This is a genomic window from Actinomadura graeca (assembly GCF_019175365.1).
Lineage (GTDB): Bacteria > Actinomycetota > Actinomycetes > Streptosporangiales > Streptosporangiaceae > Spirillospora > Spirillospora graeca.
Window position 1 is genome coordinate 2,957,587 of the sequence record NZ_CP059572.1, and the last position, 17,247, is coordinate 2,974,833.

Genomic DNA, 17,247 nt, shown 5'->3' on the forward strand with positions numbered 1-17,247 from the left:
TCATGGAGACCCTCTGGTCCGTTCGCAGACCGGTCCGCGACCTGCGGCCCGGAGACCACGCATGGCTCGCCTACGCCAACGAGGAGGAGCAGCGCCACGTCGCCGGGGCGTTCGTCCGTGACGGGCTCCTCGCCCGCGAGAAGGTCGTCTACCTGGCGGGCTCGGTGAAGGACGCCGTCCCCGGCGTGCCGTCCGACGTGCCCGCGGGGCTGCTGACGTTCCTGCCGATCGGCGGCCCCTTCGACCCGCGCGCCGCCGCCGGGGCGGTCGCGGGCGAGATCGAGCAGGCGGACCGGCGCGGCCTGCGCGCCATCCGGATCGCGGCCGACCTGACCTCCGCGCTGCGCTCCCCCGACGGCCTGGAGCGCACCCTCGTCTTCGAACGCCACCTGGAGCGGACGGTACCGCCCAGCACCCACGTCACCGCGGTCTGCCAGGTCGACCGGCGCCGCTGCCGCCGCGCCGAACTGGAGGCGCTGTGCGGCAGCCACACCGTGCTGGCCACCCCCGACCCCGAGTTCGAGGACGCCGTCCTGAAGATCGTCCGGACGTTCCACCCGGCGGGCCTGTCCCTGTCGGGCGAGCTGGACGCCTCCCGCCACGCGGTGCTCGACGAGGCGCTGGCCGCCGCACTGTCCCGCGACGGCACCCGCGAGATCCACCTCGACCTCGCCGGACTGGGGTTCATCGACCTCGGCGCCATCAACATCCTCGCCGACATCGCCGTCCGCCGCGCCGGCCCCGGCCGCCTCGTCCTGGACCGCATGTCACCGCAACTGCACGCCGTGCTGGAGACCGTCGGCTGGACGATGCTGCCCGGTTGCGCCGTTTCAATCCCCGCGGTGCTTAATTCAAACCCGGCTCAACCGGACTCGCCTGGCGGCTCGCCCGCTTGACCGTGCTTGGGCGAGCGCGTCATCGCTTCGCGATCAGCCCGCGTGAGGCTCGCCTTCGGCATTGCCTCACGCGGACTGGTAGCGCGCTCGCGTGCGTGGCGAAGGGGATGACCGCTGTAGCAACAGCACCCGCTGTCAGGGGATGGACGGGGTCTGTGACGGTGTTGTCCGGGTGCTTGGCGACGCTCGGCTGGGCGGTGTCACGGGCGGTGGTTCCTGGGTGGACGGACCTGGGCCCGGGGTCGGGCCCAGGGTCTGTGGCGGCGGGTCCGGGGTCGGGGTCTGCTCCGGTGTGCGCGACGGTTTCGGCGGGCTGCTCGGCTGCGGGGGGAGGGGCACTTCCGGGGCGGTCGAGGCGGGTGGCGCCACCGGGTTCGGGGGCTCCTGCCGTTCCGTTCCGCGGCCCGGCCACAGAAGGAAGGCGACCGCCACCAGGACCGCGGCGGTGACGGCCGCCGCGAGGGTCGGGATCGTCCAGCGCCGGACGCCGCGGGACGGCGGGACGGCCCGTCCCGCCTCCTGGAAGCGGCGGACGGTCTCGGCGTCGGCGTGGACGCGGTCGGCCGCCGCGCGGTAGTGGTCGCGCAGCAGGGCGTCGAGCTCATCGCTCATGGGCCCGGCCCTCCCTCACATGCTCCCGCAGCGCCGCCATGGCGCGCGCGGTGTGGCTCTTCACCGTCCCCCGGGAGACGCCGAGGGTCTCGGCTATCTCGTGTTCGCTCAGATCGCACCAGTACCGCAGCACGACCACGGCGCGCTGCTTCGCGGGCAGCGCGCGGAGCACCTCGTCCAGATCGCCCCCGGCGAGGCCCCCGGCGGGGGGCGGCCCGGCGATCCGGTCCAGATCCGCCACGGACCCGACCGGTGTGTCCCGGCGGGACCGCCGCTTCTTCTCGTCGATCGCGAGGTTGACCAGCACCCGCCGCGTGTACGCCTCGGGGTTGCCCGACGCGACGCGGCGCCACCGCCGCGCGACCCGCTCGTAGGCGATCTGCAGCAGGTCCTCGGCGAGATGCCGGTCGTAGACCATGAACACGGCGGTGCGCAGCAGGCGGCCCGCGGTGGCGGCCACGAACTCCTCGAACGTGGTCTCCGCCCCGCGGGTCTCCTGGGTGCTCGACGTGGACAGACCGCACCTACCCCCGGGCGGGGGCCGCCGTCTGCGCCGGAGGCGGCGGCGTGGGCGTCGGGCGCGGCGGGGTCGGCGTCGGCCGAGGCGGGGTCGCGGTCGGACGCGGCGGAGTCGCCGTCGGGTGCGGCGGGGTCGCGGTCGGACGCGGCGGGGTGGGCGTCGGACGCGGCGGGGTCGGCGTGGGACGCGGCGTCGGGCCGCAGGTCGGAGGGGCGTCCGGCGGCGCGGGCCGCGGCGCCCGCGGGGGCGCGGGGCGGGACGTGGGCTCGGTGGAGCCGGGTGCCTTCGTCGGGCGGGGCGGCGCGGACGGCGACGGGCACGCCGGGCCGGTGGGCGAGGGGCTGGGTTCGGGCGAGCGCGCGGCGGCGCCCTGTGCGGAGACCGGACTCACCTCCGACGACCCGCCCTGGCCCGCGGCCAGCCAGATCCCGGCGGCCAGGACGCCCGTCCCGCCGAGCGCGGCCAGCGCGAGCGCGGGCCCTCGGCGGACGCGACCTTTGTCGATCATGTTGCTCCTCGGGGCGAAGTTTCCCTACACCCCGATAACCCCCGCCGCCCGCGCGCCGGTTGTCATGCCCGCGGAGTTTCTCGCGGACGTACGCTCACGTCAGCCCGGCGGCGGCCAAGGCGTCGGGGAGCAGTTCCGCGAGGGCGCGGAAGGCGCGTCCGCGGTGGCTGATCGCGTCCTTGTCGGCCGGGGGCATTTCGGCGGTCGTGCGGGACTCGCCCGTGGGGAGGAAGACCGGGTCGTAGCCGAATCCCCCGGTGCCGCGCGGGGCGCGCAGGATGGTGCCGCGCATCCGCCCCTCGACGCAGTGCTCCACGCCGTTCGGCAGGACGAGCGCGGCGGCGCAGACGAAGTGGCCGCCGCGCGAGCCGTCGGGGACGTCGGCGATCTGGTCGAGGAGGAGCCGCAGGTTCGCGGCGTCCTTGTCACCGGTCTCCGCGCCGAACCGTCCCGACCAGCGGGCCGACAGCACGCCCGGCATGCCGTTCAGCGCGTCCACGCACAGGCCCGAGTCGTCGGCGACGGCGGGCAGGCCGGTGTGCGCGGTGATCGCGCGGGCCTTGAGCAGCGCGTTGCCCTCGAAGGTGAGCTCGGTCTCGGGGACGTCGGGGGCGTCCGGGAAGGAGTCGAGTCCGGCGACGTCGATGCCGTTGAGGATGCGGTGCAGCTCGGCGACCTTCCCCGCGTTGCGGGTCGCCAGGACGATCCGGGTCACGTGGCGAGCGCCGCGGCCTGAAGGCGGGTGAGCTCGGCGCAGCCGCCCGCGGCGAGGTCGAGCAGCGCGTCCAGTTCCGCGCGGTCGAACGGGGTGCCCTCGGCGGTGCCCTGCACCTCGACGAAGCGGCCGTCGCCGGTGCACACGACGTTCATGTCGGTCTCGGCGGCCGAGTCCTCCTCGTAGCACAGGTCGAGGCGGGCCTCGCCGCCGACCACGCCGACGCTGACCGCCGCCACCGAAGTGATCAGCGGGTCGCCGCGCAGCAGCCTGCGGCCCCGCATCCAGGCGATCGCGTCCGCGAGCGCGATGTAGGCGCCGGTGATCGCGGCGGTGCGGGTGCCGCCGTCGGCCTGGAGCACGTCGCAGTCGAGCTGGACGGTGTTCTCGCCGAGCGCCTTGAAGTCCAGGCAGGCGCGGATGGAGCGGCCGATGAGCCGGGAGATCTCGTGGGTGCGGCCGCCGACCCGCCCGCGGATGGACTCGCGGTCGTTGCGGGTGTTGGTGGCGCGCGGGAGCATCGCGTATTCGGCGGTGACCCAGCCGAGGCCGCTCTCGCGCCGCCAGCGGGGCACCGAGTCCTGGACGGAGGCGGCGCACAGCACCCGGGTGCCGCCGAACTCGATCAGCGCCGACCCCTCCGCGTGGTCGAGCCAGCCGCGCTGGACGCGGACGGGGCGAAGCTGGTCGGATGCGCGATCATCGGGGCGAGCCATGCGCTCCACCCTAACGGCACTCAGAGGTCGTACTCGGCGCCCACGTACGCGAGTTCGATGTCGCCGCGGTAGTCGCCCGCCTTGGCCTCCTTGAGGGAGACGTCACGGTCGTTCCACGGCACGAGGTGCGTGAGGACGAGCCGTCCGACGTCGGCGGCGGCGGCGTGCTCGGCGGCCTCCCGCGCGGTCAGGTGCAGCCGGGACGGCAGCCCGGGGCCGTCCAGGAAGGACGCCTCGCACAGGAACAGGTCGGCCCCGCGCGCCAGGTCGACCAGCGTCTCGGACGCGCCGGTGTCGCCGGAGTAGGCGAGGGCCTTGCCGCCGTGCTCGATGCGGAACGCGTACGCCTCGACCGGATGCGGCATGAGCGCGGTCGTGACGCGGAACGGGCCGATGTCATAGGGGCCGCGGCGCAGCGTCTCGAAGTCGAACGTCCCGGTCATGCCGGGGTCGGGGTCGAGGTCGTAGGCCCGCGCGAGGCGGGCGGCGGTGCCCTCGGGGCCGTGCACCGGGATCCGCGGCGGCGGGCCGCTCGGCCGATAGGTCCGCGCCACCCAGTAGCCGCACAGGTCGAGGCAGTGGTCGGCGTGCAGGTGCGAGATGCAGACGGCGTCGATCTCGTACAGCGGGTGGAAGCGCTGGAGCGACCCGAGCGCGCCGTTGCCGAGGTCGAGCAGCATGGCGTAGCCGTCCGCCTCGATCAGGTAGCTGGACGCGGGGCTCTCCGGCCCGGGAAAGCTGCCGGAGCAGCCGATCACAGTGACCCGCACGCTCACTCCTCTCTTGTGTCCCGAGGAATCAGGTGGTCAGAGCCTTGCTCAGGGTGGTCTCCACCGAGCCGATCTCCGGCCCGAGGAACCGGCGGCCGAGCGTGGCGAACACCTCGGGGTCCCCGGTCGCGCGGAAGCGGTGACGGGGCTCCGGCATCGACTCCGCGCGCGCGAGCCCGCGGTCGTGCAGCACCCGGTACACGTCCTTGGCGGTCTCGTCGGCACTCGATACCAGTGTCACCCCGTCTCCGACGACGTAGGAGATGACCCCCGTGAGATGCGGGTAGTGCGTGCAGCCGAGGATGAGGGTGTCGCATCCGGCGTCCGCGATCGGCCGGAGGTAGCCGCGGGCGACGTCCAGGAGCTCCGCGCTCATCGTCACGCCCGACTCGACGAACTCGACGAAGCGCGGGCAGGCGGCGCTGACCAGCTCGATGTGCGGCGCGGCGGCGAACGCGTCCTCGTAGGCCCGGCTGTTGACCGTGGCCTCGGTGGCGATCAGCCCGACCCGCCCGTTCCCGGTGGCGCGTGCGGCGCGCCGGGTGGCGGGGTTGATGACCTCGATCACCGGGACGTCGTAGCGTTCCCGGGCGTCGCGCAGCATCGCCGAGCTGGCGCTGTTGCAGGCGATCACCAGCATCTTCACGCCCTCGTCGACCAGCTGGTCGAGCATCTCCAGCGCGAACGCGCGCACCTCGGCGATGGGACGGGGCCCGTACGGCTGCCGGGCGGAGTCACCGAGGTAGACGATCGGCTCGTTCGGCAGCTGGTCGAGGATCGCCCGGGCGACGGTGAGCCCGCCGAATCCGCTGTCGAAGATGCCGATCGGCGAATCGCCGCCTGGTGAGTCTGACATGGTGCATAAGGCTAGGCGAGTTCGCCGCCCCTCAGCGCGCCATGCGTCGTACATCACACGGCAACGGGCCGGTAATAGGCGCAGTTCACAGGGGCCGCGGCCGATGCGGTCGCCGGACGGCACGAAACGCCGGTGAAACGCTTCACGAGTGATCCGTCCGCCGGGTGCCCGATCACTGATCGGTGGGACGGTTCAGCGGCCCTCGCGGGCGATCTGGCGGCTCTGCGCGACGAGGCGCCCCGCCGAGTCCCAGACCTCGACCTCCTCGTCGAACCAGCCGCCGGACAGCAGCCGCCCGCCGCCGTGGAGGGTGAGCCAGCCGGGCGCGGGGACGGCCCGCATGTGCCAGGTCAGCTCGACGGTCGGCGCCCAGCCCTTGGCGCCGAGGTTGAGGGCGACGGGGGGCAGCGCGTCCACGGCGAGGGCGAGCGCGAACGCGTCGGGCTCGTGGGGGTCGCGGAGCCGGAACCAGGCGCGGAGCTCGGCGCTGCCGCTCGGACGGCCCTCCAGCCAGCCCATCGTGGAACGGTCGAAACGCATGTCGACCTGGGCGGCGAAGCCCTGCTCACCGGTGGTGGCGGCGAAGTCGGCGCACTCCTCCAGCGGCGGGAGGGACGGGACGGGCCGCGGGCCGGTCCAGGACGCCTCGGTGCCGGTGTCGAGGGTGCCGGTGGTGACCAGCGCGTCCACGGCGCGGCGGCCGTCCTGGACGAGGGTGACCAGGGACGTGGCGGTGGTGCGGCCCGTCTTGCGCGGCTCGACGATCACCTCGGCGGGCCCGGCCGTGGCCACGCGCAGGAACGTCGCCGCGGTCGAGACGGGGTGCTCGTGCGGGGAGAGGTCGACGGCCGCCCTGTCGAGGACCGCCATCAGATAGCCGCCGTTGACGGCCCCGGCGAACGCGTAGTCCCCGTCGAGCTCGACCTTGTAGCGGCCCTCGCCGGTCCGCTCGACGGCGGTGGCGTCGCCGAACCCGCTCATGCGCTCCGCCCCCCTCCCGGCGGCGGCCCGCCGGCCCGGTTCTAGAATCTCGTTCGAAACGGACTCTACCGTGCCGTCCGGGCCGTCCGGTGCAGGGGGCCGGTGCGGGGGCCGGTGCGGGGGGCCTTCAGGGACGCCGCCGCGGCGGTGTCACGCCCAGAGCTGGCCTTCGAGGCGCGCCTCGGCCTCCTCCAGGGTGCCGCCGTACGCCCCGGTGGACAGGTACTTCCAGCCGCCGTCCGCGACGACGAACGCGATGTCCGCGCGCTCGCCCGCCTTGACGGCCTTGGCCGCCATGCCGAGCGCGGCGTGCAGGGCGCCGCCGGTGGAGATGCCCGCGAAGATGCCCTCCTGCTCCAGCAGCTCGCGGGTGCGGCGCAGCGCGTCCCGGGAGCCGACGGAGAAGCGGCTGGTCAGGACGGAGTCGTCGTACAGCTCGGGGATGAACCCCTCGTCGATGTTGCGCAGCCCGTACACCAGCTCCCCGTACCGCGGCTCGGCGGCGACGATCTTGACGCCGGGGACGTGCTCGCGCAGGTAGCGGCCGACGCCCATCAGCGTGCCGGTCGTGCCGAGCCCGGCGACGAAGTGGGTCACCGACGGCAGGTCCGCGAGGAGCTCCGGGCCGGTCGTCTCGTAGTGCGCGAGGGCGTTGGCCTCGTTGCCGTACTGGTAGAGCATGACCCAGTCGGGGTTCTCGGCCGCCAGGCCCTTCGCGACGCGGACGGCCTCGTTGGAGCCGCCCGCGGCCGGGGACGAGATGATCCGCGCCCCCCACATCTCCAGGAGCTGGCGGCGCTCGGCGGAGGTGTTCTCGGGCATGACGCAGACCATGCGGTAGCCGCGGAGCTTGGCGACCATGGCCAGGGAGATGCCGGTGTTCCCGGACGTCGGCTCCAGGATCGTGCAGCCCGGCGTGAGCAGCCCGTCCTTCTCCGCCTTCTCGATCATGTGGAAGGCGGGCCGGTCCTTCACCGAGCCGGTGGGGTTGCGGTCCTCCAGCTTGGCCCAGAGCCGGACGTCGGCGGACGGCGAGAGCCGCGGCAGCCCGACCAGGGGCGTGCCGCCGAGCGAGTCCAGCAGCGAGTCGAAACGCATGATCGGATCGTCCCGGCGCCGGTCAGCCGCCGGCCACGGCCGGCAGGATCGTGACGTTGTCGCCGTCGGCGACCGCGGTCTCCAGGCCGCCGAGGAAGCGGACGTCCTCGTCGTTGAGGTAGACGTTGACGAACTTGCGCAGTCCCTTGTCGTCCACCAGCCGGGCGCGCAGGCCGGTGTGCCGCGCGTCCAGGTCGCTGAACAGCTCGTCCAGGGTGGCGCCCTTGCCCTCGACGGCTTTGGCGCCGTCGGTGAGGTTGCGCAGGATCGTCGGGATCCGGACCTCGATCGCCATGGCGATGATCTCCTTAGGTCGTACGGGGCTCCCCGCCCCAGCGTCACAACCGGGCGGGGCGCGCGGGAATTCCGGGCGTGTGGTCGGCGCGTCAGCGACAGTCGTAGACGACGGCCGCGCGCGAATGCCCGAACAGGAAGCTCTGCACGGGTGACACGACGGCGGAACGGATGCGGCGCCGTGCGCCCGCCCTGTACCCGCTCGTCCCCATGACGACCAGTTTACCGGCCGTCATCCGGCCCTCCCCCGCCATCGTCAGGCGGACGGCTCGACGATCGCGACCTCTTCCTCGGTCACCTCGCCGTCCACGATCCGGTAGGACCGGAACTCGGTCTCGCCCTCCTCGCGCGTGGAGACGAGGACGTAGTGGGCGTTCGGCTCGGAGGCGTAGGAGATGTCGGTCCGGGACGGGTACGCCTCGGTGGAGGTGTGCGAGTGGTAGATCACGACGGGCTCCTCGTCCCGGTCGTCCATCTCCCGCCACACCTTGAGCTGCTCCAGGGAGTCGAACCGGTAGAACGTCGGGGAGCGCTCGGCATTGGTCATCGGGATGTACCGGACGGGACGGTCGGACCCGATCGGGCCGGCGATCACGCCGCACGCCTCGTCGGGATGGTCCGCGCGCGCATGCGCGACGATCCGGTCAACCAGGGCCCGCTCGATCGTCAGCATGACGTGAAGGCTACCGGGCGCCACCGGACCGGCCGCACCCCGCACCGGCCTCGTGCGGGGCGACGGCCTGCACCGCCCCGGACCACCCGGAACGGCCCGGTACCGGCGCACGGCCGCGCTCACCCGAACCTGACGTGCATGCGGATGCGGGTGCCGTCCGCACCGGAGCGGATCTCCACGATGTGGCACAGCCTCCGGACGGCCCACATCACCGCCTCGCCGCTGCGCTGCCCGCGCGGCGGCGCGTACCCGAGGAACCGGTCGGTGAGGGCCCGCCCCGGGTCGCTGACGTCGCAGACGAGCCCGCCCTCCTCGGCCCACACCCACAGCGAGCCCCGGCCGCCGCCCTGGCGGATGATGTTCGTGGCGACCTCGTTGACGGCGAGGACGAACGGGAGCGAGCGGTCGTCCGGCAGCCCGAGCCTGAGCGCCTCGGCGCCCAGGAAGCCGCGCAGGCCGGGCAGTTCCCCGGCGGCGAACGCCTTCCGCGCGGCGTCCGGCGGCGGTGGCGGCAGCGGGACGGCGTTGCACTCGGCGTAGAAGGCGGACGGGTCGGTGAAGCGCTCGCTCGGCCGCACCCCGTCCGGCCCGGCGATCTCGGGGTGGGTGCGGGCCGCGTCCGCGAGGACGTGGCCGGGCAGCGCGGACGCGTCGTAGGCGCACATGATCGAGGTCGGGGTGCCGCCGAACGCCACGTTCAGGATCGCCTCGTGCCGCTTCCACTCGCGGGTCTCCAGCGGCGTGAGCCCGTCCCAGACCGGCTCGGCGAGCAGCCGGACCCGCCCGCGCGGCCACCAGTCGGCGCGCGTCCGGTCGTGGTAGGCGGCCAGCGCGTGCATCGGGCCCTGGAACCAGTCGGCGGAGTCGATGAACTCGACCCGCGCGGCCGTCCCGGCGCCGAGCCGCTCGCGCAGGAGCGCCGCCGTGTCCGGCGCGGAGACGACCACGACGGCGTCGCCCGCGCGGCATCCCGCCCGCAGGTAGGGGACGGCGGTCAGCGCGAACTCGCCGCGCGTCGCGTACGGCAGCGCCCGGTGGACGAGCACGTCGCGGGCCCGGTCGCCGAGGACCTCGCCGAGGACCGGCCCTGCGCCCCCGGCCGGCCTGGCCGGGGGCTCCGCGGGGTACGCGCTCACAGGGCCGCCTCCCGCACGACGCCCGGCGCGGTCTCCCAGCCGGACGCGCGCAGCATCAGCTCCACGCAGCCGGGGATCGCGCGCAGGATCACCTGCCGGTCGAGGACGGCGCTGGTCCGGTTGGCCTCGATCAGCGTCCGCAGCCCGTCCAGGTCGCAGAAGTCGAGCCGGGCCAGATCGAGGCACAGGTGCGCGTCGCCCGGCCCGGCGCGCAGGTCGTAGTCGCGCAGCGCCGCGACCAGGGCGGGCAGGGTGGACTCGTCGATCGCCCCGGACAGCCGCAGCCCGGGCGGCGCGAATAGCGGGGTGATCGTCAGGACGCCGTCGTCGAACAGGTCGTCGGCGCGGACGCGGACGCCGTGGCGGCCGTCCAGCATCCGCAGGTGCGCGGCGCCGAACCAGCGCCGGTCGAACAGGCACAGCGCCATCACCCGGGACCCGGGCGCGGTGGCGGCGCGGTGGAGCGCGGCCTCGAACGCGGCGAACGCCTCGGTGCCGGGCCAGCCTCGCGGGGACGGCGACGCCTCGGCGGTGAGGCGCACGCCCGTGCGGCCGCCGCGCGTCGCGGCGCCGATCGCGTCCGCGAGGCCGGTGCCCGTAAGGCCGATGTCCGCGGGCAGGACGATCACGTCGCCGTCGTCGTCACCGCCGGTCCCGGCGGGCGGACGCGCCGCAGCGGGCCCTCCCGGGGCACTGTCCACGAGGCGGATGACGGCGTGGCCGGCGCGCAGCCCGTCCCGGACGTACGCGGCCATGATCGCGTCACGCTCGGCGTCGGTGTCGTAGGCGACGTACGCGTGGTCGCCGGGCAGCATCCCGCCGACCGCCTTGGAGTGCGCCATGCGACCTCCTGGGGGGAGCCGGTCAGCCGTCAACCTACCAAGAAGGGACGGACGGGGATCCGGAAGGACGAAAGGGGCGTGTCCTGGTCATGTCGGGCACGGCGCGGTCCGGCGCGGCGCGGTCCGGCTTGGTGCCGTTCGGCCCGGCGCCGTTCAGCCCGGCCCGTCCTCGATCGCCACGCCCTGCGCCGCGGCCAGCCCGGACGAGCGGAGCCGCTCGCCGAGCCCCGGGGGGACGCCGCGCAGCAGCAGCCCCCGGTTCGGGCCGAGGTCGGGACGGTCGGCGCGGGTCAGCAGCCGCAGCCCGTCGTCGTCGCAGCCGGTGACGCCGCCGAGGTCCAGGCAGAGCAGGCCGGTGCGGGTGGAGATCGACGCGAGGACCTTCTCCGCCGCCGGGCCGGTCGCCCCGTCGATCACCCCGGACAGCTCCACCCCGGGCGGGCTGAAGATCGGCGTGATGCGCAGCGTCCCGTCGTCGTAGTAGTCGTTGACCCGGACCCGGCCCATGTGGCAGGACTCCAGCTCCGCCAGGTACCCGGCGTTGAACCAGCGCCGGTCGAACTGGCAGATGGCCATCGCCTTGATGTCGGTGGTCATGAAGACCTGGTCGAGCATCCGCTCGAAGTCGCCGTGCTGGTCGGTGCCGGGCCAGCGGCGCAGGGAGAACCGCGCCTCGCCCGCGACGCGCACGCCGGAGTACCCCTGGACGAGCGCGAGGTCGATCTCGGTCGCCATCAGCTCGATGCTCTCCTGCGGCTCGAACCGCCCGCTGGCCAGGAAGGTCTCCTCCGCCGTCCGGACGACGAAGTGCCCCGCCTCCATCGCCTCGGCCAGGTCGACCGGCGCGCCCTCCTCGGGCATGACGGCGTCCCGCCCGTCCCCGGCCAGCCAGCCGAGGACGTCGCCCGCGCGCACGGCGTCCGAGATATAGATGATCTTGTGCCCCGCGCGGACGCCGTCACGGACGTAGGCGGCCATGATCGACCGCCGTTCCTCGTCGTTGTCGAAGAGCAGGCACAGATGGTCGCCGAGCTCCATCTCGCGGACGGCCTTCCGCCGGTCGGTCATCACGGGCCTCCGAATACGTCACGGCCCGTCCGGGCGGGAGCTGGGCGGGCGCTGGCATCCCTTCGGGACAACGCTAACCACGGACCGCACATCCGTCCCGACAATCGGTAATGTCGGCAGTGGCCGAGTGCGGCCGGGCAGGTCGGGCGTCGTCCGGAGACGGCAGGCGCGGCCGGGCGCCGCGGGACGGGCGCGCGGCTACCAGAGGACGCGGACGAGGCTCTCCTGGAGCATCGTGAGCCAGTCGTACGCGGCGAACATGGGCGTGCGGGGGTCGCGCGGATCGAGCCGCGACGCCTCGTCGTACCACTCCTCGCGGATGTCGAGCCGCGTGCCCAGCGCCAGCCGCACGTCGTTCAGCGCGCGCAGCCACGCCTGCGCCTGCTCCTGGTCGAGGACGATGTCGGCGCGGGGCTCCCTGAGCGAGCCGAGGACCGTGGTGGCCGCCTCGCGCTTGCCGTCGCGCAGGCCCATCTCGGTGTAGCGGCGGAACTCCCCGGCGGCCTCGCCGTCATCGCGGTAGGCGTCGGGGAACAGCCGCGCGAGGACGGGGTCGTCGGGTTTGGTGGCGTCCTCGGCGATGCCGAGCGAGGCCAGCTCGTCCGCGAGCCCGTCGTCGGCGCCGGGACGGTCTCCGAGCAGCGCGAGGAGCTGCTCCATCAGCGCCCGGACCAGGGCCGTCTCCTCGGCCTCCAGCCGGACCCTCACGCCGTGGCGGGTCTTCCTCACATCGCTCATGGATCGCTCAGTCGTCCCGTTTCACGGTGGCCCACAGCCCGTAGGAGTGGAGGATCTCCACGTCGCGCTCCATCTCCTCGCGGGTGCCGTTGGCCACGACGGCGCGGCCCTTGTGGTGGACGTCCAGCATCAGCTTCTCGGCCTTGGGCTTGCCGTAGCCGAACACGGTCTGGAACACGTAGGTGACGTAGGACATCAGGTTGATCGGGTCGTTCCACACGATCGCCAGCCAGGGCCGATCGGCGCTCACGTCCTCCTCGGCGTCCGGCCGCTCCAGCTCGACCGGCGCCGGCGCCGTGCTCATGGCGCTCATTGGCCGCGTCTCCCCTTCCTTTCCCCGGTGGGTCGGTCCGCCCGACCCCCGATGCTATGCGTCCCCGGCCCGGCGGGGTGTGACGGCCTGCACGTCCATGGTGCACACAGCGGGCCGTAAGGTGCCAGTTGTGGACCTTGGCGACGGCACCGCCCTGCTCACCGACCGTTACGAGCTGACCATGCTCCAGGCCGCGCTCCGCGGCGGGACGGCCGGGCGGCGCGCCGTCTTCGAGGTGTTCGCCCGGAGCCTGCCCGCCGGGCGCAGGTACGGCGTCGTCGCGGGCACCGGGAGGCTGCTGGACGCGATCGAGGCGTTCCGGTTCGACCGGGCGGAGCTGGACTTCCTGACGGCGAACCGCATCGTGGACGAGCCCACCGCGCAATGGCTGGAAAAATACCGCTTCTCGGGGAATGTTTGGGGATATTCGGAAGGCGAGTGCTTTTTCCCGGACTCGCCGATCTTGGTGGTCGAGGGGACGTTCGCGGAGGCGGTCCTGCTGGAGACGGTCGCGCTGTCGATCCTCAACCACGATTGCGCCATCGCCTCGGCGGCGTCCCGGATGACCCAGGCCGCCCACGGCCGGCCGATCATCGAGATGGGATCGCGGCGGACGCACGAGCGGGCCGCCGTGGCGTCCGCCCGCGCCGCCTACATCGCCGGGTTCGCCACCACGTCCAACCTGGAGGCCGGGCGGCTCTACGGCGTGCCCACCGCGGGGACGGCCGCGCACTCCTTCACCCTCCTGCACGACAGCGAGCGGCATGGGTTCCAGGCACAGCTCGCGTCGCTGGGCGAGGACACGACCCTTCTGGTCGACACCTATGACGTCGAACGGGCCGTCCGGACGGCGGTGGAACTGGCCGGGCCGTCCCTCGGGGCCGTCCGGATCGACAGCGGCGACCTCGGCGTGATGGCCCGCCGCGTGCGCGAGCAGCTCGACTCCCTCGGCGCCCGCGACACGCGCATCGTGGTGACCGGCGACCTCGACGAGTTCGGCATCGCGGCGCTCGCCGCGGCCCCCGTGGACGGATACGGCGTCGGCACGTCCCTGGTGACCGGCTCCGGCGCGCCCACGGCGTCGCTCGTGTACAAGCTGGTCGCCCGGTCGGACGCCCCCGACCCGGAGGCCCCGATGCGCCCCGTGGCCAAGCGCTCCGTGGGCAAGCCGAGCCGCGGCGGGCGCAAGGCGGCCGTCCGGCGCGTCGACGGGCACGGCACCGCCTACGCCGAGACGGTCACGACCGGGGAACCCGCCCCCGGGCCCCGCGACCGCGTCCTCCAGGTTCCGCTGGTGCTGAACGGCGACATCGTCGGCCGGGAGCCGCTCGGCACGGCCCGGGAGCACCACGCGCGGGCGCTGGCGGAGCTGCCGCCGACCGCGCTCCAGCTCTCCAAGGGCGACCCGGCCGTCCCCACCGAGTTCGTCGACGGCGGCCCGCGCCGCTGACCCGGGCGCGGAGCCCCGGGGCGGCAGGCTGAAGCGACGGGCCGACGAGGGGTAGCGTCCTGCATGTCGGGGGACGCTAACCCGATGGAGGAGACACCGGTTCAGGGAGCGGCCATGGGCAAGAAGGCTCTGATCATCGTGGATGTGCAGAACGACTTCTGCGAGGGCGGCTCGCTGGCCGTCGCGGGCGGCGCGGGCGTGGCCACGGCGATCTCCGGGTACGTGGCCGCGCGCCGGGACGAGTACGCGCACATCGTGGCGACCCGCGACTTCCACCTGGACCCCGGTGCCCACTTCTCCGACACCCCCGACTTCGCCGACTCGTGGCCGCCGCACTGCGTGATCGGCACGCCGGGCGCCGACTTCCACCCGAACCTGGCCCTCGCCCCCATCGAGACGGTCTTCAGCAAGGGCCGCGAGGCCGCCGCCTACAGCGGCTTCGAAGGCGCCACCGACGACGACGTGCCGCTCGCCGACTGGCTGGGCGCGCGCGGGGTGGACACCGTCGACATCGTCGGGATCGCCACCGACCACTGCGTCCGGGCCACGGCCGTGGACGCCGCCCGCGCGGGCCTGCGCACGACCGTCCTGCTCGACCTCACCGCCGCCGTCGGGAAGGCCAGCGCCGACCGCGCGCTCGCGGAGTTGAAGGACGAGGGCGTCGCCCTGTCCGGCGAGCCCGTGGTGGGCTCCTGACCATGCCGCCGACCGAGCCGCCCACCCCTCCGGGCCGTGCGCCGGACGGGCCCCGCGTGATCCTGGTCGCGGGCGTGTCGGGCAGCGGCAAGTCCACCGTCGGGATCCTGCTCGCCGAGAGCCTCGGCTGGGACTACGCCGAGGGCGACGCGTTCCACCCGCCCGCCAACATCGCCAAGATGAGCGCCGGGCGCCCCCTCGACGACGCCGACCGCCTCCCGTGGCTGCGCCTGATCGCCGCCTGGATCGACGAGCGCCTCGCCAAGGGCGAGCCCGGCGTCGTCAGCTGCTCGGCGCTCAAGCGCTCCTACCGTGAGCTGCTCACCCGGGGGCGTCCCGAGGTGGCCGTCGTGCTCCTGGACGGCGACCGCGACACCATCGCCGCGCGCATGAGGAAGCGCAACGGGCACTTTTTCAGCGCCGGGCTGCTGGACTCCCAGTTCGCCGACCTGGAGCTCCCGTCCCCGGACGAGAACGTCCTCACCGCCCACATCACGGGCTCCCCCGGCGAGACGGTCGCCCACATCCGCGAGGCCCTGGACCTCACGCCCGCCTGCCGCTGACGCGGGCCGGGCGGAGGATCCCGGATCTCGGCCCGGGTCAGGAACGCCGCTTGGCGGCCCACTCGCGGATCTTGGCGATGCGCTTGCGGATGTCCTCGCCACCGGCCTGCGGGACGGCGGGGCCGCCGCAGACGTCGCGCAGCTGCTTGTGGATGACGCCCTGTGGCTGCCCGGTCCGGTGGTTCCACGCGTTGACCAGGCCGTTCAGCTCGCGGCGGAGGGCCGCGAGATCCTCGGCGGCGGTCCGGTCGGCGCGCGGGTCACCGGTCTTGCGCCTGCGCTCCCCGGCGATCTGCTCGGCCTGCCGCTTGCGCAGCAGCGCCGTCACCTGCTCGGGCTCCAGCAGCCCGGGGATCCCGAGGAACTCCTCCTCCTCGGCGGAGCCGGGCTCGGCCTGCATGCCGAACTCGCCGCCGTCGTACAGGACGCGGTCGAACGTGGCGGACGCCTCGACCGTCTCGAACGGCAGCTCCTCGCCGACGTCGGGCGTGTCCTGCCGCCGGTTGGCCTCGGCGATCAGCTCGTCGTCCAGGCCGTCCTCACGGACGGGCCGGTCGAGGACGTGGTCGCGCTCGGTCTCCATCTCGGCGGCGTGCCCCATCAGCGTCGGCACCGACGGCAGGAACACCGACGCGGTCTCCCCGCGCCTGCGGGCCCGGACGAAGCGCCCGACGGCCTGCGCGAAGAACAGCGGCGTGCTGGTGGACGTGGCGTACACGCCGACCGAGAGGCGCGGGATGTCGACGCCCTCCGACACCATCCGGACCGCGACCATCCAGCGGTCCTCGGTCTCGGCGAACGCCTTGATCTTCTTGGACGCGGACGGGTCGTCCGACAGCACGATGGTCGCGCCCTGCCCGGTGACGGCGCGCAGCATCTTGGCGTAGGCGCGGGCCGCCTCGTGGTCGGTGGCGATGACCAGGCCGCCCGCGTCCGGGATGGCGCGCCGCAGCTCGGTCAGCCGGCGGTCGGCGGCCGCCAGCACCTGCTTCATCCAGTCGCCCTTGGGGTCGAGCGCGGCCCGCCACGCCTGGGAGGTCTGGTCCTGGCTGAGGGGCTCGCCGAGCGTCGCGGTGATCTCGTCGCCGGCGCGGGTGCGCCACCGCATCTCGCCCGCGTACGCCAGGAAGATGACCGGGCGGACGACGCCGTCGGCCAAGGCGGGCCCGTAGCCGTAGGTGTAGTCGGCCTGGCTGCGCCTGACGCCGTCAGGGCCCTCCTCGTACTGGACGAACGGGATCGGGTTGATGTCGGTGCGGAACGGCGTGCCGGACAGCGCGAGGCGGCGCGTCGCGGGCTCGAACGCCTCCCGCACGGCGTCGCCCCAGGACAGGCCGTCACCGGCGTGGTGGACCTCGTCGAAGATGACCAGCGACTTGCGGGACTCGGTGCGGTTGCGGTGCAGCGCCGGGCGCGCCGCCACGGTCGCGTAGGTGACGGCGACGCCGTCGAAGTCCTTGCCGACCGGGCCGTCGCCGTTCTGGTACTCGGGGTTGATCTTGATGCCGACGCGGGCCGCCGACTCGGCCCACTGGCGCTTGAGGTGCTCGGTGGGGCAGACGATGGTGATCGCGCCGATGACGCGGCGCTCCATCAGCTCGCGCGCGAGGCGCAGCGCGAAGGTCGTCTTGCCGGCGCCGGGCGTCGCGACGGTCAGGAAGTCGCGCGGCCCGGAGCGCGGGGACCCGGGGGCCTGGTCCCCCGCGCCCCCGAAGTACGCCTCAAGCGCCTGCTGCTGCCAGGCACGCAGGGACGACGCGGTCCCCCAGGCGGCCCGCTCGGGGAATGCGGGGGGCATGCTC

The 17,247-nt window shown here is 74.0% G+C and carries 22 protein-coding genes; 4 read left to right on the plus strand and 18 right to left on the minus strand.

The genetic code is table 11. From position 1 onward, the window contains the following. The first annotated feature begins 2 nt into the window (after positions 1 to 2). Positions 3 to 896: an MEDS domain-containing protein gene (locus tag AGRA3207_RS13055; protein WP_231334885.1), complete on the plus strand. Its 894-nt coding sequence runs from the start codon at positions 3 to 5 to the stop codon at positions 894 to 896. Between the two features lie 135 nt (positions 897 to 1,031). Here the strand turns inward: AGRA3207_RS13055 and AGRA3207_RS13060 are convergent, their stop codons facing one another. From AGRA3207_RS13060 to clpS, 17 genes are all read right to left on the minus strand, one after another. Beyond that, the gene (locus AGRA3207_RS13060; protein ID WP_231334886.1) at positions 1,032 to 1,508 is read right to left on the minus strand and encodes a hypothetical protein; all 477 of its coding nucleotides are present in this window, start codon (positions 1,506 to 1,508) and stop codon (positions 1,032 to 1,034) included. Next, positions 1,498 to 1,968, minus strand: a complete 471-nt coding sequence (locus AGRA3207_RS13065) for a SigE family RNA polymerase sigma factor (protein WP_231334887.1) — start codon at positions 1,966 to 1,968, stop codon at positions 1,498 to 1,500. Before AGRA3207_RS13065 ends, AGRA3207_RS13060 begins: the two co-directional genes overlap by 11 nt. Before the next feature lie 64 nt (positions 1,969 to 2,032). Beyond that, positions 2,033 to 2,536 (minus strand): hypothetical protein, encoded by a 504-nt coding sequence (locus AGRA3207_RS13070; RefSeq protein ID WP_231334888.1) that lies wholly within the window; start codon positions 2,534 to 2,536, stop codon positions 2,033 to 2,035. Between the two features lie 94 nt (positions 2,537 to 2,630). Next, positions 2,631 to 3,251 (minus strand): RdgB/HAM1 family non-canonical purine NTP pyrophosphatase, encoded by a 621-nt coding sequence (gene rdgB / locus AGRA3207_RS13075; RefSeq protein WP_231334889.1) that lies wholly within the window; start codon positions 3,249 to 3,251, stop codon positions 2,631 to 2,633. Next, complete coding sequence (rph, locus tag AGRA3207_RS13080; RefSeq protein ID WP_231334890.1) at positions 3,248 to 3,967, minus strand: ribonuclease PH; 720 nt, start codon at positions 3,965 to 3,967, stop codon at positions 3,248 to 3,250. Before rph ends, rdgB begins: the two co-directional genes overlap by 4 nt. A gap of 20 nt (positions 3,968 to 3,987) precedes the next feature. After that, positions 3,988 to 4,737, minus strand: a complete 750-nt coding sequence (locus tag AGRA3207_RS13085; protein WP_231334891.1) for an MBL fold metallo-hydrolase — start codon at positions 4,735 to 4,737, stop codon at positions 3,988 to 3,990. Positions 4,738 to 4,765: 28 nt separating this feature from the next. Beyond that, on the minus strand, positions 4,766 to 5,593 hold the full coding sequence (murI, locus tag AGRA3207_RS13090) for a glutamate racemase (RefSeq protein WP_231334892.1): 828 nt from the start codon (positions 5,591 to 5,593) through the stop codon (positions 4,766 to 4,768). A 192-nt stretch (positions 5,594 to 5,785) separates the two neighbouring features. Continuing rightward, positions 5,786 to 6,574 carry a thioesterase family protein gene (locus AGRA3207_RS13095; protein ID WP_231334893.1) on the minus strand — a complete coding sequence of 263 codons (789 nt, stop codon included), beginning with the start codon at positions 6,572 to 6,574 and terminating at the stop codon, positions 5,786 to 5,788. A 150-nt stretch (positions 6,575 to 6,724) separates the two neighbouring features. Next, positions 6,725 to 7,672: a PLP-dependent cysteine synthase family protein gene (locus AGRA3207_RS13100; protein WP_231334894.1), complete on the minus strand. Its 948-nt coding sequence runs from the start codon at positions 7,670 to 7,672 to the stop codon at positions 6,725 to 6,727. 22 nt (positions 7,673 to 7,694) lie between these two features. After that, a complete protein-coding gene (locus AGRA3207_RS13105) occupies positions 7,695 to 7,967 on the minus strand; it encodes a MoaD/ThiS family protein (RefSeq protein WP_231334895.1) in 273 nt (90 codons plus the stop codon). Between the two features lie 91 nt (positions 7,968 to 8,058). Beyond that, a complete protein-coding gene (locus AGRA3207_RS13110) occupies positions 8,059 to 8,202 on the minus strand; it encodes a hypothetical protein (RefSeq protein ID WP_231334896.1) in 144 nt (47 codons plus the stop codon). Positions 8,203 to 8,222: 20 nt separating this feature from the next. Beyond that, on the minus strand, positions 8,223 to 8,639 hold the full coding sequence (locus AGRA3207_RS13115; RefSeq protein WP_231334897.1) for a M67 family metallopeptidase: 417 nt from the start codon (positions 8,637 to 8,639) through the stop codon (positions 8,223 to 8,225). 119 nt (positions 8,640 to 8,758) lie between these two features. After that, complete coding sequence (locus AGRA3207_RS13120) at positions 8,759 to 9,775, minus strand: anti-sigma factor RsbA family regulatory protein (RefSeq protein WP_231334898.1); 1,017 nt, start codon at positions 9,773 to 9,775, stop codon at positions 8,759 to 8,761. Next, on the minus strand, positions 9,772 to 10,617 hold the full coding sequence (locus tag AGRA3207_RS13125) for an MEDS domain-containing protein (protein WP_231334899.1): 846 nt from the start codon (positions 10,615 to 10,617) through the stop codon (positions 9,772 to 9,774). Before AGRA3207_RS13125 ends, AGRA3207_RS13120 begins: the two co-directional genes overlap by 4 nt. Positions 10,618 to 10,770: 153 nt before the next feature. Beyond that, positions 10,771 to 11,685 (minus strand): MEDS domain-containing protein, encoded by a 915-nt coding sequence (locus AGRA3207_RS13130; RefSeq protein WP_231334900.1) that lies wholly within the window; start codon positions 11,683 to 11,685, stop codon positions 10,771 to 10,773. A gap of 198 nt (positions 11,686 to 11,883) precedes the next feature. Next, positions 11,884 to 12,423: a DUF2017 domain-containing protein gene (locus AGRA3207_RS13135; protein ID WP_231334901.1), complete on the minus strand. Its 540-nt coding sequence runs from the start codon at positions 12,421 to 12,423 to the stop codon at positions 11,884 to 11,886. A 7-nt stretch (positions 12,424 to 12,430) separates the two neighbouring features. Next, on the minus strand, positions 12,431 to 12,727 hold the full coding sequence (gene clpS, locus AGRA3207_RS13140) for an ATP-dependent Clp protease adapter ClpS (protein ID WP_231334902.1): 297 nt from the start codon (positions 12,725 to 12,727) through the stop codon (positions 12,431 to 12,433). A gap of 106 nt (positions 12,728 to 12,833) precedes the next feature. Between clpS and AGRA3207_RS13145 the strand changes: the two genes are divergently transcribed. The 3 genes from AGRA3207_RS13145 to AGRA3207_RS13155 all read left to right on the plus strand — a co-directional run bounded on the left by AGRA3207_RS13145 (position 12,834) and on the right by AGRA3207_RS13155 (position 15,445). Then, positions 12,834 to 14,186, plus strand: coding sequence for a nicotinate phosphoribosyltransferase (locus AGRA3207_RS13145; protein WP_231334903.1), 1,353 nt, complete (start codon positions 12,834 to 12,836; stop codon positions 14,184 to 14,186). A 114-nt stretch (positions 14,187 to 14,300) separates the two neighbouring features. Continuing rightward, positions 14,301 to 14,882, plus strand: coding sequence for an isochorismatase family protein (locus AGRA3207_RS13150; protein ID WP_231334904.1), 582 nt, complete (start codon positions 14,301 to 14,303; stop codon positions 14,880 to 14,882). 2 nt (positions 14,883 to 14,884) lie between these two features. Beyond that, positions 14,885 to 15,445, plus strand: coding sequence for a gluconokinase (locus tag AGRA3207_RS13155; RefSeq protein WP_231334905.1), 561 nt, complete (start codon positions 14,885 to 14,887; stop codon positions 15,443 to 15,445). Between the two features lie 37 nt (positions 15,446 to 15,482). On the opposite strand, the gene AGRA3207_RS13160 is transcribed toward AGRA3207_RS13155, so the two are convergent. Further along, positions 15,483 to 17,243 carry a DEAD/DEAH box helicase gene (locus tag AGRA3207_RS13160; RefSeq protein WP_231336280.1) on the minus strand — a complete coding sequence of 587 codons (1,761 nt, stop codon included), beginning with the start codon at positions 17,241 to 17,243 and terminating at the stop codon, positions 15,483 to 15,485. Positions 17,244 to 17,247: the final 4 nt, after the last annotated feature.

Excerpts from the sequence above, each read along its gene's own strand:
- clpS (WP_231334902.1), bottom strand. The coding sequence starts at position 12,727 with ATGAGCACGGCGCCGGCGCCGGTCGAGCTGGAGCGGCCGGACGCCGAG.
- AGRA3207_RS13145 (WP_231334903.1), top strand. The coding sequence starts at position 12,834 with ATGGTGCACACAGCGGGCCGTAAGGTGCCAGTTGTGGACCTTGGCGAC.
- AGRA3207_RS13060 (WP_231334886.1), bottom strand. The coding sequence starts at position 1,508 with ATGAGCGATGAGCTCGACGCCCTGCTGCGCGACCACTACCGCGCGGCG.
- AGRA3207_RS13150 (WP_231334904.1), top strand. The coding sequence starts at position 14,301 with ATGGGCAAGAAGGCTCTGATCATCGTGGATGTGCAGAACGACTTCTGC.
- AGRA3207_RS13130 (WP_231334900.1), bottom strand. The coding sequence starts at position 11,685 with ATGACCGACCGGCGGAAGGCCGTCCGCGAGATGGAGCTCGGCGACCAT.
- AGRA3207_RS13160 (WP_231336280.1), bottom strand. The coding sequence starts at position 17,243 with ATGCCCCCCGCATTCCCCGAGCGGGCCGCCTGGGGGACCGCGTCGTCC.
- AGRA3207_RS13115 (WP_231334897.1), bottom strand. The coding sequence starts at position 8,639 with ATGCTGACGATCGAGCGGGCCCTGGTTGACCGGATCGTCGCGCATGCG.
- rph (WP_231334890.1), bottom strand. The coding sequence starts at position 3,967 with ATGGCTCGCCCCGATGATCGCGCATCCGACCAGCTTCGCCCCGTCCGC.
- AGRA3207_RS13125 (WP_231334899.1), bottom strand. The coding sequence starts at position 10,617 with ATGGCGCACTCCAAGGCGGTCGGCGGGATGCTGCCCGGCGACCACGCG.
- AGRA3207_RS13135 (WP_231334901.1), bottom strand. The coding sequence starts at position 12,423 with ATGAGCGATGTGAGGAAGACCCGCCACGGCGTGAGGGTCCGGCTGGAG.
- murI (WP_231334892.1), bottom strand. The coding sequence starts at position 5,593 with ATGTCAGACTCACCAGGCGGCGATTCGCCGATCGGCATCTTCGACAGC.
- AGRA3207_RS13055 (WP_231334885.1), top strand. The coding sequence starts at position 3 with ATGGAGACCCTCTGGTCCGTTCGCAGACCGGTCCGCGACCTGCGGCCC.
- AGRA3207_RS13110 (WP_231334896.1), bottom strand. The coding sequence starts at position 8,202 with ATGACGGCCGGTAAACTGGTCGTCATGGGGACGAGCGGGTACAGGGCG.
- AGRA3207_RS13105 (WP_231334895.1), bottom strand. The coding sequence starts at position 7,967 with ATGGCGATCGAGGTCCGGATCCCGACGATCCTGCGCAACCTCACCGAC.
- AGRA3207_RS13070 (WP_231334888.1), bottom strand. The coding sequence starts at position 2,536 with ATGATCGACAAAGGTCGCGTCCGCCGAGGGCCCGCGCTCGCGCTGGCC.
- AGRA3207_RS13155 (WP_231334905.1), top strand. The coding sequence starts at position 14,885 with ATGCCGCCGACCGAGCCGCCCACCCCTCCGGGCCGTGCGCCGGACGGG.
- AGRA3207_RS13095 (WP_231334893.1), bottom strand. The coding sequence starts at position 6,574 with ATGAGCGGGTTCGGCGACGCCACCGCCGTCGAGCGGACCGGCGAGGGC.
- AGRA3207_RS13100 (WP_231334894.1), bottom strand. The coding sequence starts at position 7,672 with ATGCGTTTCGACTCGCTGCTGGACTCGCTCGGCGGCACGCCCCTGGTC.